9 protein-coding genes are annotated in these 10,981 nt (G+C 35.0%); 4 read left to right on the top strand and 5 right to left on the bottom strand.

Translation table 11 applies throughout. The annotated features are described in order from the left end of the window. Positions 1-92 precede the first annotated feature (92 nt). From PHQ99_06465 to PHQ99_06455, 3 genes are all read left to right on the top strand, one after another. Positions 93-1,517, top strand: a complete 1,425-nt coding sequence (locus PHQ99_06465; GenBank protein ID MDD4289214.1) for a PAS domain S-box protein — start codon at positions 93-95, stop codon at positions 1,515-1,517. Between the two features lie 387 nt (positions 1,518-1,904). Continuing rightward, positions 1,905-2,537 (top strand): Ig-like domain-containing protein, encoded by a 633-nt coding sequence (locus tag PHQ99_06460; protein MDD4289213.1) that lies wholly within the window; start codon positions 1,905-1,907, stop codon positions 2,535-2,537. Between the two features lie 195 nt (positions 2,538-2,732). Further along, positions 2,733-3,497, top strand: coding sequence for a MerR family transcriptional regulator (locus PHQ99_06455; GenBank protein MDD4289212.1), 765 nt, complete (start codon positions 2,733-2,735; stop codon positions 3,495-3,497). A 16-nt stretch (positions 3,498-3,513) separates the two neighbouring features. On the opposite strand, the gene PHQ99_06450 is transcribed toward PHQ99_06455, so the two are convergent. The 4 genes from PHQ99_06450 to otsB are packed head-to-tail and all read right to left on the bottom strand — an operon-like array spanning position 3,514 to position 8,467. Next, complete coding sequence (locus tag PHQ99_06450) at positions 3,514-3,984, bottom strand: CBS domain-containing protein (GenBank protein MDD4289211.1); 471 nt, start codon at positions 3,982-3,984, stop codon at positions 3,514-3,516. A gap of 11 nt (positions 3,985-3,995) precedes the next feature. After that, positions 3,996-4,379: a response regulator gene (locus PHQ99_06445; GenBank protein ID MDD4289210.1), complete on the bottom strand. Its 384-nt coding sequence runs from the start codon at positions 4,377-4,379 to the stop codon at positions 3,996-3,998. Beyond that, positions 4,372-6,864: a glycoside hydrolase family 65 protein gene (locus PHQ99_06440; GenBank protein MDD4289209.1), complete on the bottom strand. Its 2,493-nt coding sequence runs from the start codon at positions 6,862-6,864 to the stop codon at positions 4,372-4,374. The genes PHQ99_06445 and PHQ99_06440 overlap by 8 nt, the downstream gene beginning before the upstream one ends. Next, the gene (otsB, locus tag PHQ99_06435) at positions 6,830-8,467 is read right to left on the bottom strand and encodes a trehalose-phosphatase (protein ID MDD4289208.1); all 1,638 of its coding nucleotides are present in this window, start codon (positions 8,465-8,467) and stop codon (positions 6,830-6,832) included. Before otsB ends, PHQ99_06440 begins: the two co-directional genes overlap by 35 nt. Positions 8,468-8,949: 482 nt before the next feature. On the opposite strand from otsB, the gene PHQ99_06430 reads away from it, so the two are divergent. Beyond that, on the top strand, positions 8,950-10,197 hold the full coding sequence (locus tag PHQ99_06430) for a DUF1343 domain-containing protein (protein MDD4289207.1): 1,248 nt from the start codon (positions 8,950-8,952) through the stop codon (positions 10,195-10,197). A gap of 40 nt (positions 10,198-10,237) precedes the next feature. On the opposite strand, the gene PHQ99_06425 is transcribed toward PHQ99_06430, so the two are convergent. Next, positions 10,238-10,981: LOG family protein (locus tag PHQ99_06425; protein ID MDD4289206.1), on the bottom strand; the 744-nt coding region annotated here is incomplete at its 5' end.

Here is a 10,981-nt window from a genome sequence, read left to right as displayed (position 1 = left end):
TTTTTTGTTATCTCATAATAAATATAGATGCAGCAGAAAATCAGCACTAAAATCAGTATATGCTGATTATTTGTAGTACAAAAGGGGATAAAATGAAAGATAATAATTACAAGCCAGATCCTGAAATATCAAAAGAGATAAAAAATATAAGGAAAGAAGTTATCGAAAAAGGGTTGAATAATTCAGAAGACCGTTTTAAGCTGCTTTTCGACTTTGCCCCTGATGGTTATTATATCAGTGATCTGAAAGGAAATTTTATTGACGGAAACAAAGCAGCTGAAAGAATAACCGGTTATACCCGTGCCGAATTGGTTGGTAAAAATTACTTTAAGACAGGACTGTTACCCTTAAAAGATGTTCCCAGGGCTGTTAGTGCTCTAAAGCAAAACAGAAAAGGGCTTCCAATGGAGCCGCAGGAATTTAATCTGAATCGCAAAGAAGGCACATCAATAGATGTGGAAATATCTACTTATCCAATCCGCATAAATAATAAAATATATGTTCTGGGAATAGCTCGCGATATCACTAAAAGAAAGCAGCTGGAAAAAGGACTCAAACAATCAGAAAAAGAAAAGGAAATAGTACTTGCTATATCACCTGTTCATATTGTTTATCATGATTTGGAACATAATATTGTCTGGGCTAATAAGGCAGCCTGTGATTCTGTGGGGAAAAGCTTGAAAGAAATAAAAGGTAAAAAATGCTATCAGGTCTGGGCAAAAAGAGATACAATTTGCCGGGAATGTCCGATAGATAGAGCCTGGAAAACTGCAAAAATGGAAAGAGAGGAGATGAGAACACCGGATAACCGCTACTGGATGGTAACCGGAGTACCCTTTGTTAATGAGGAGGGCAAGATAATCGGGGCAGTGGAGAGTACAATGGATATTACCGATCTTAAAATAACCTATCAAAACCTGGAAAAGACCATAAATGCAACTATTGAGACTATCTCAAGAATAATGGATACCCGTGATCTCTATACTGCCGGACATCAGGTACGAGTGTCTAAATTGGCTATAGCCATAGCCAAAGAGATGAAACTGCCCAGTAATAAGATTGAAACTATAAGGATAGCTTCTTTGATTCATGATATTGGGAAAATTGGCATACCTTCTGAAATCCTTACCAAGCCCGGTAAATTAACCGATATTGAATTAAGTCTTATAAGAAGTCATTCCAAAACCGGTTATGACATTGTAAAGGATATTGAATTTCCCTACCATATTGCACCTATAATCTTACAGCATCATGAAAGAAATGACGGTTCCGGTTATCCCAACGGATTAAAATCTGATGAGATATTATTGGAAGCTAAAATTATCGCAGTTGCTGATGTAGTGGAAGCCATGTCTTCTCACCGGCCTTATAGGGCAGCTTTGGGAGTAGATACAGCGCTTGATGAAATAATAAAAAATAAAGATATTTTGTATGATGGCAAAATAGTTGATATATGTGTAAATCTTTTTGAAGGGAAAAGATTTAAATTTGAAAAAAATGTTTTTAATTATTCTTAAGGGTTGTCTTAAGGATGAAAGAGCAAATTAAAATATTAACTAAAAGTAAAACTGAGTAACAAACATATCCCCCGCACAATTATTTCTTCTTGATTGCCCCTGCATATTATAAAATATATTATATTGTTCAATTATTATATTTGTTGTATGATTATATTAATATATTAAGCTGAATTAATATTTTTCTTTAAATGATTATTTAATTTTAAAAAAGTTTAAGTAAAATAAAGCATAAGTAAAAATATGTAATAAGCAGGAGGTAATTATATTATTTAAGAAATTCAGTGTTAATTTAATAATAAATTGGCAATTTACAATAATAAAAAATAAAAAAATTTAAGATATCATATGAGCTTAAAAATTTTTAAAGGAGATAAAAAAGTAGAAATGAATGTCAATAAAAGAGTTCGATTAATAGTTTCTTTACTGATTACCGGGGTTTTATTGAGCGGCTGTTTTCCAGGGATAACTCATGTTACCGGTGTGGAAATTGTAGGAGGGGATCAAACGCTTAAAGTCGGAGAAACACTTCAGTTATCTGTGGTGATTGAACCAATAGATGCAACGAATACCACAGTTTTTTGGGAATCAAGCGATATTACAAAAGTAACAGTAGATGAAAATGGATTGGTTGAAGCCATAGAGCCAATTGGTGCCTATATTACTGTTATTACAGAGGATGGTGAATTTGAACATACAATAGGTATTAGCGTCTCAGCTGAAGAAACCAATACTTCAAATAACACTTGCGACCCATGTAATACATGTGACCCATGCAATACATGTGACCCATGCAATACATGTGAACCAGAATGTGACCCATGCAACACATGTGACCCATGCAACACCTGTGAACCGGAATGTGACCCATGTAATCCATGTGGTGATTGTTATGATGAATGTGTATGCGATCCTGATAGTTGTTGTGACCCATGTGACCCGAATGGTGATTGCTATAACCCATGCGATGAATCCTGTAATACATGCGATCCCTGTGACCCTTGTAATACCTGTAGCTGAGAAAGTAATGTAACGATTACTTTTATTTACTGATTTCAAGAAAGCCTGCTAATAATTAGGGATATTAGCAGGCTTTCTGACGTTTGAAAATAATTACTTGACATTACCGTAACGTTAGGGTTTATAATTTCATCATAATAGATAAATTTCCGAGAATGAAAAGGAGACTTGCCGGGAGTACCAGCAATAAAGGTAATGAAATACAAGATTAAGCAATTAGCAGAATTATCTGGATTAACTAAAAGAACATTGCGTTATTATGATGAAATAGGACTGCTTAAACCAGGAAATATTAACTCTTCCGGATATCGTATTTATACGCAAACAGAAATAGATAAATTACAGCAAATATTGTTTTACAGAACTTTAGGAGTAAATCTGAAAAGTATTCTTAAAATAATCAATTCGCCGGATTTTGATGAACTTCATGCATTGAAAGAGCATCTAAAAAAAATTACAAAACAAAAAGAGCAATTGGAGATTCTTATTAACAATGTAGAAAAGACAATAATGGCGAAAGAAAGGAGAATAATCATGAGCAATGAGGAAAGATTTGCAGGATTTAAGAAAAAATTAATTGAAGAAAATGAAGAAAAATATGGCAAACAGATAAGAGAAATGTATGGAGAAAAGACAGTGCAAAAAGCTAATGAGAGGGTAAGGATGATGAGCAAAAACGATCATGAAAATATGATGAAGACCGAGGAATTTTTAATGAAAACCTTGCAAGAGGCCATGCAAACCGGTAACCCTGCAGGAGAACTGGCGCAAAAGGCGGCAGAGTTGCATCGCCAATGGCTGTCATTTTATTGGGGCAGTTATAATAAGGAAGCACATGCCGACCTTGTTAGGATGTATGTAGCTGATGAGAGATTTAAACAGTATTATGATAAAAATCAACCGGGAACTGCTGAATTTTTAAGAGATGCAGTATTGCATTATACTGGAATGACAGAATAGAAAAAGCCAGACAATTTTAGCAGATATTTTTTACTGTACAATAGAAATTCCTGTATACATCCCGCCTTCCTATAACACCAACCAGCTTATTATTATTTACAACAGGAAGAGTGTGGATGTTTCGGTATTTCATCAATGCAATAATCTCATTTAAATCTGTATTGGGCTTAACGGTAATAACTTCAGTGGACATGGCAAAATCAACCTTTGGCAAAGAATTGTTGTCACTATTATCTTTTAGTATTTCACCAGTTTTAATCAAATCCATTACCAGGAAGAGATCATTGGCAGTAATAACTCCAATAATTTCATCGTCTTCCAAAACCGGAAAACCGCTTATTCTTTTATCTATCATTAATTTAGCAATTAAGTCAAGGGTATCGTCTTTCCTCACAGTTATAACTTCTCGAGTCATTATATCTTCGGCTTTAATCATCTTTAGATTATCTGTTAATTCCTGCATAGTAAAGTTATTTTGATTTTTCATTTTATACCTCACTAAATGTCTTTTTGTGATTCCTGAAATATTTCCTTAACCTGTTTCAGGAAATCAGCTATATTATAAGGCTTGGTAATAAACATGGTAGCTCCAATATTTTTGACTATTTCTTCCATATTAACCTTACTTGATTGCACGATAACGGGTATCTGTTGATACTCCTCGTTTTCTTTCAGTTCCTGTAATAGCTGTATGCCGTTCATGATTCCCTGTAAGGTTATAGATAAGATTATTAAATCTACCCACTGCTTTTTTAATAACATTAAAGCATCATTGCCCTTATAGACAGCTTCTACAATAAAGTCTGCTGTTTCCAAATTCCTTTTAAGTCTCTCAGAATGAGTAATATCTCCGTCGACTATAAGTATGTGTTTTTTAACCATTTATTTCTCCATTTCTTTTGAGACAAATAATATGTTTTTTATCCAGCTCAAAAAGGTATTCTTTTTTGCGAATTATGAGCTTTTCACGATATTCCCTGGGTTTTTTCCTGGTGGATGTCAATTTAACAGTTATTAATTGTTTTTCTATTTCAAAAAAATACCAGATATCCTTGTATTTAATTTTGAAATGTATATGTTTCCATTTCATTGGAACATCAGGTTCTACATTTATTATACCATCAATCAGGTCAACCCCGGCATATCTTTTGATGGCAATATAAACTGAACCCCCCATTACTCCGGTATGAATGCCTTCCGGTGTAGTTCCGCCCTGAATATCACTGATATCAGAGTTTAAAACTTCACAATACCATTTCCATGATTGTTTTACCTGTCCCAAAATATCTGATATGTAACAATGAACAACTTTACTTAAGGTTGAGCCGTGAGAAGTTCTCTGGACATAGTATTCATAATTTTTTCTGAGAATATCCATATTAAAATCATAACCCAGGCCATTAAAAATTTCTTTCAGCTCCGAAACAGGGAAAAGATAGGGGAGCATTAAGGTATCTGCCTGCTTGGCAACCTTGTAATCATTGGGTGATTTTCCTTCTGCCTTTAAAATCCTGTCCATCCGCTGTATATTTCCGTATTTCTTTTTATAAGCTTTCCAGTTTAATTCTTTTAAATCAAAGTATCCGTCAAACTGGCTTATAATTCCATTTTTATTAATAATCACATTAATTTCTCTGGTTAATTTTTCCCATAAATCCAGTTCGTTTTTATCAATTTCCAATTTTTTAAGAAGTTTTGCTTTATCTTCTTCAGGAAGAAGAGAAGAGATTAAATATAATGCTCTTTTTAAGGTCCAGACAATCATAACATTTGTGTAGGCGTTGTCTTTCAGACCGGCTTTTTCGGCACCAGGTAACTTTTCATGAAATTCATCAGGTCCCATAAGTCCTGTGGTATGATATCTTTTATCCTTTGAATCATAATAGGTCAGATTAGCTCCAAATTTAGCAATTGAAAGAAACAGTTCTGCTCCATATTTGATTAAAAATTCCATGTCTCCAGTTATCTTCCAATGTTCCCAGACACTATAGGCTATGTCAAAGGAGATATGTCTCTGGTTTCGGCTGTTATCAGGACCCCATTTTCCGGATTTGGGATTCAAGTGAATAATTTGAGTTTCTTCTTCACCGGTGGAGCCGCTTTGCCATGGAAACATGGCTCCTTTATAGCCATTTTCAAGGGCATATTTTCTTGCCTGCTCCAATCTCCTGTAACGGTAGAGAAGGGATGATTGGGTAATTTCGGGAATGCGAAAATCATAGACAGGCAGGATAAAAACTTCATCCCAGAAGATATGGCCCCGGTAAGCTTCTCCGGATAATCCTCTTGCAGGAATACCTGCATCAAGTTTAGTATTATGGATAGAAGCAGTTTCTAAAAGATGAAAAATATGCAGTCTCAATGTTTTTTGGGAGAAAGCATGACCCTCAACATGAATGTCAAAAATATCCCATAGTTCTGACCATACCTTTTTATTCGATTCATAAAGAGATGCAAAACTGGGACAGTTTTTAGCTGATTCAATAGCGCTTTTTATAGGATTATCAGTATCATTATCCTGAGAGGTATAAATGGATACATCTTTCGAAATTATGTATTTTTGTTTCCTTTTAACCCTAATTTTGTATTCCTGAAAGACAGCTTTTTCTTCTTTTTTGGTATCAATAGTGTCTGGTTTTACTTCCTCACCATTACAGGTAATATAAACGGAAGATGCCAGAGCAATATTAATATTGGATTGATTGGTCACTACTGAAAGATAAATACCATTTTCAGAAAATTGTCCAGTTTCGTCTTCTGCCAGGTGTAATGATTCAAGGTCGCTGTATCTTTCTACTCCTTTGTTTTCAACAGTTCCATCCAAGCCGGTTCTAATAAAGATTTCACCATCATAATTCTCAGGGGTAATTGAATACTCCTGTGCTACAATATGCATTTCACCCATATGTACAATTCTTCTGGTTTCAATTGAGGTAATTTTCCCGGAACTCTCCTTTATTTTGTAGTTTCTTATCAGAACTGCCTTTTTCATGTCAAGTTTCTGATAATAAGAAATGATTTTCTGTTTAGACGGATCTATCCAATTTTGATCTAAGCCTGTTTTAAAAGTCAAAGGAAGCCAATTCGGGCAGTTAACAAGGTCTTCATTGGTAATAGTTTTACCGGCAACCTTACTGTCTAATTTGTTAAAAACACCTGCCATGTAGGTTCCGGGATAGTGCACTTTGGAAGCAGATGACTCGTTAAGTGCACCCCTTGTTCCTAAATAACCATTACCCAACGTACACAAAGCTTCTCTCAATTTTTCCTGGCCTGGTTCAAATTTGAAATATTCCAATGACCAGGGAGAAGTGCCATGATTGTTATTAAAACTATTGTTTATTAGAAATTGAAATAACCTGTTCAAAGAATTTTTTTACCTCTTTCGGTGAATTTAGTTGAAAATCTGCCGTCGAAGGATTTAATGGATTATCAGTAACCATAACAGCTGTGCCCCTGGTAATAATTGTTCTAAAGGCATATTCATCGGTAGTATCATCACCAATATAAAAGGCAGAGGTAGTTTCCCAGGGAATTTCCAGGGCATCCATAATCCATCTTATGGCTTTTCCTTTATTCCAGTCTATGTTTGGCAGAATTTCAAAGACTTTTTTACCTTTTAAAAGTCTTAGTTCGTTATATTTTTGAATAATGTTGTTAACTGTTTCTTCAATAAAATTTAAATCTTTTTGATTTTTTACCTTACGGTAATGTGCTGCTACACTGAACTTTTTTTCTTCGACCAGCGCACCTTCAACATGCTGGAACTTGTCTTTTAATTGCTCAATAATTTCAGAAACAAGTGGAATTGTCTTTTCTGCAACAGGGTGAATCATGCTAAAACCGCCGGGTCCTTTTATGTCAAATCCATGACTTCCGGCATAGAATAAACCTTGAATCCCAACCAGGTTTTGTACATCTTCTCTCATCCTCCCACTCACTATAGCAACTGTATGGATTTCAGCTAACTGTTCAACTGTCTTTTTCATATCATCAGAAAGAACAGCTAACTCCGGACTTTCAACAATAGGAGTTAATGTACCGTCATAGTCCAGGAAAAAGACCATTTTTTTATTAGTATGGAGAACTGATTTTCCGGTACGCTTATAATAGGGATTTATAAAGATATCTTTTTGCTGCAAGTGTTCTTCCGGCAGGATTACCGGTGCATTTTCAAGTGTTTCAAAACATTTAAAGAAAGGCTTTGGTTTTCTTTTAAACCAGTCATCAATTATTTGAACATCAATTTCGGCTAAATCAGGGACAACGATGTCGGCCCCGTGTTTTGTCAGCTCCGCCTTGTTATTTTCCCTGGCAATTCCCAATACCAATCCAAAACCGCCGTTTCTGCCGGCCTCAACACCAGAAGATGCATCTTCCACAACCACAGAATTTTCAGGAAGAGTACCTAGATTTTTTGCTGCGGTTACAAAAATGTCTCCTTCAGGTTTTCCCTTAAGCTTTAGCTCCGCGGATACCACTCCGTCAACTCTGGTCTCAAATAAATGTTCGAGTTTGACTGATTTGAGTATTGGGAGACAATTTTTGGAAGAAGATGCTACACCAATTTTAATATTATTTTCTTTTAAACTTTCTATAAGCCTGACTGTGGATTCAAATACCTCCGCTCCTTCCTCTTGAAGCAATTTAGTGAATAACTCATTTTTCTTATTTCCAATACCGCAAATGGTTTCCTTGTCCGGTGAGTCTGAGGGATCTCCAAAAGGGAGGTGTATATTGCGTGATTCCAGGAAATTTTTTACACCTTTGTAACGTGGTTTACCATCTACAAATTTTAAATAATCTCTTTCATAAGTAAATTCTTTAAATTTTTCTCCGTCTCTTTTTTCTCTTAATTTCAGATATTCATCAAAAGCTTTTTTCCAGGAATGTGCATGAACTGTAGCGGTTTTGGTAACAACACCATCTAAGTCAAATATTACGGATTGAAAGGCTAAATTATGTTTCATTATTTACCCCATTCTTTCTGTTATTAAAGTGTTATTTCTTAATTATTTATGGTCATCATTGCTATCAATAATTATAAAAATACCCGCACTACTCATCTAAAGAATAGCGCGGGTCAGGTTATCACCCTTCAGAACAATTTACAAATGCTCCCAAGGAATAAATTTTTCCGAAAACCATACCATCACCTCTTAAAAAGGTCAGGATGCTTATAACACAAAATTAAATGATTAACACAATTATGTCAAATGTTTTTTATAAAATCATTAAAATCATTAATTATTTTAACAAATTATTAATGATAAGTCAATATATGTTATTATATAGTAATAATTACTATATAATAGTGTCCAAGGGTATCGCGGATATGAAATAATATTGCATTATTGAGTAAACTATGGCATATTATTTTAATACAAGGTAAAAGGAATGAAAGAAGTATATGTATTGTATATTAAAAGTTGTATATTAAAAGGACGTATTAATGCTTTTAGAAAAAAATATTCAAAATAATAAAAAAAGGTTTTATGATCAAAAAATTAATATAATAATCTTTATTTTAGTAATAAACATATTTATTTTACAGTTATCTACACTTGCAGTGTTTGGAAATGATGTAAGAGTAAAATTAGGTAATGAGGTTTTACTGGATGATTATTATTATCTTATTGATGGCAAAAACGTTGGCTTGATTACTAACCAAACCGGGGTTGATAGCCAGGGAAATAGTTTTATTGATAATTTGCTTGCCACGAGAGGTGCAAGACTAATAGCACTGTTTGCCCCGGAGCATGGCCTTGACGGTACTGCCAGGGCAGGAGCCTGGGTTCACTCATATAATCATCCTGAATATGACATACCGGTTTATAGTCTCTATGGAAGTACCAGAATGCCCACTGAGGAGATGCTCCTGAAAATCGAAGCCCTGCTTTTTGATATTCAGGATATTGGAGCACGCAGCTATACTTATATGTCTACTCTTCAGTATTGTATGATAGCTGCCGAAAGATATAATAAAACGATTATTGTTCTGGACAGGCCAAATCCTTTAGGGGGTTTGATTGTGGATGGGCCTGTAATGGAGGATAGGTTTAAGTCGTTTGTTGGTGTAGACAATATACCGATGGCGCATGGTATGACTGTTGGAGAGTTAGCTCTTTTTTATAATCGCAATATAGGAGCAGACTTAACTGTTGTTGCTATGGATGGTTATCATCGCGGCATGTCTTTTGAGGATACCGGTCTTCCCTTTGTTCAGACTTCGCCAAATATACCAACCATTGAATCATTATATGGATATATGGCTACAGGATTAGGAGAAGGTACAGGAGTTTTCCAGCGGGATCAGTTCCGATGGATTGGTGGAAATGGGATAGACTCTATGCGCTATGCTGAAGTATTAAATTCAGCGGGACTACCCGGAGTAAATTATATTCCTGAGGATAAGGATACTGCCGGTGGGGTAAAATTGGAAATAGATGATAAATACAACTTTAACCCTGCGAAAAGTGGTATTTATGCATTGGCTTATGCCTTCATGCTGGGAGATTTTAATGTCCCAAAGAGCACTCCTGATAATATTGTGATGTTTGACAAAATTATGGGAACTGACAAAATAGGGAAATATCTGGAAGAAAAGGCAGCCCCCGAGCTGATTGAAACCTCTTATCAGCTTGAATTACAGCAATTTACTGCTGAGCGGGAAAAATACCTAATTCCTTCATATAATTAGATTAAATTTAGTGGTAAAATCATATTTTGGCACTAAATAATTAGTTATTTTCACAGTATAGTTTTGTAAGTTCCCCGGTTAAGTAGTTATAAGCATCATCAACTGAATCGCAAAATCTGAATAAATCCAAATCTTTTTTACTGATTGTGCCATACTCAACCATTGCATTAAGGTTGATTATTTTTTTCCAGTATTCAGTACCATAAATGACTATCGGGAGACATTTTTCTATTTTTTTTGTCTGAATTAAAGTAAGCACCTCGAACAGTTCATCCAGCGTTCCAAAGCCACCCGGGAAAATAACCAATCCTTTAGCCAGGTAAACAAACCAGAATTTTCGCATAAAGAAATAGTGAAATTCGAAATTTAATTCAGGTGATATGTATTGATTGGGATATTGTTCCATTGGTAAACTAATATTTAAACCAATAGATTTTCCATTTGCCTCTCTGGCTCCTCTATTGGCTGCTTCCATCATTCCAAAACCTCCGCCCGAGCAGACAATAAATCTGGAACTGGAATTAAGTGATTTTGACCAGGTAGTTAAGCGTTTAGCAAGTTCGACTGCATCATTGTAATAGCGGGAAAGGAAAACCTGTTTTTCAGCGAATTGAAGTTCTTCCTGTAGCTCGCTATTTTTCTGGTTTTTATCTTCTGTGGCAATTTGCTCTTTTACTTTTTCTAAATAAATTTTAGCTTCTTCAGGAGATTTAGTTCGGGCAGAACCAAAAAATACAATAGTATCTTTAATGTTTTCATTTCTAAACCGCTGGTTTGGTTCCAA

The organism is Atribacterota bacterium, assembly GCA_028703475.1.
GTDB lineage: Bacteria > Atribacterota > Phoenicimicrobiia > Phoenicimicrobiales > Stramentimicrobiaceae > JAQVMU01.
Note: the sequence above shows the minus strand (reverse complement) of the source record. Positions and strands in the feature narration are given on the sequence as shown.

Excerpts from the sequence above, each read along its gene's own strand:
- otsB (MDD4289208.1), bottom strand. The coding sequence starts at position 8,467 with ATGAAACATAATTTAGCCTTTCAATCCGTAATATTTGACTTAGATGGT.
- PHQ99_06445 (MDD4289210.1), bottom strand. The coding sequence starts at position 4,379 with ATGGTTAAAAAACACATACTTATAGTCGACGGAGATATTACTCATTCT.
- PHQ99_06465 (MDD4289214.1), top strand. The coding sequence starts at position 93 with ATGAAAGATAATAATTACAAGCCAGATCCTGAAATATCAAAAGAGATA.
- PHQ99_06430 (MDD4289207.1), top strand. The coding sequence starts at position 8,950 with ATGCTTTTAGAAAAAAATATTCAAAATAATAAAAAAAGGTTTTATGAT.
- PHQ99_06460 (MDD4289213.1), top strand. The coding sequence starts at position 1,905 with ATGAATGTCAATAAAAGAGTTCGATTAATAGTTTCTTTACTGATTACC.
- PHQ99_06450 (MDD4289211.1), bottom strand. The coding sequence starts at position 3,984 with ATGAAAAATCAAAATAACTTTACTATGCAGGAATTAACAGATAATCTA.
- PHQ99_06455 (MDD4289212.1), top strand. The coding sequence starts at position 2,733 with ATGAAATACAAGATTAAGCAATTAGCAGAATTATCTGGATTAACTAAA.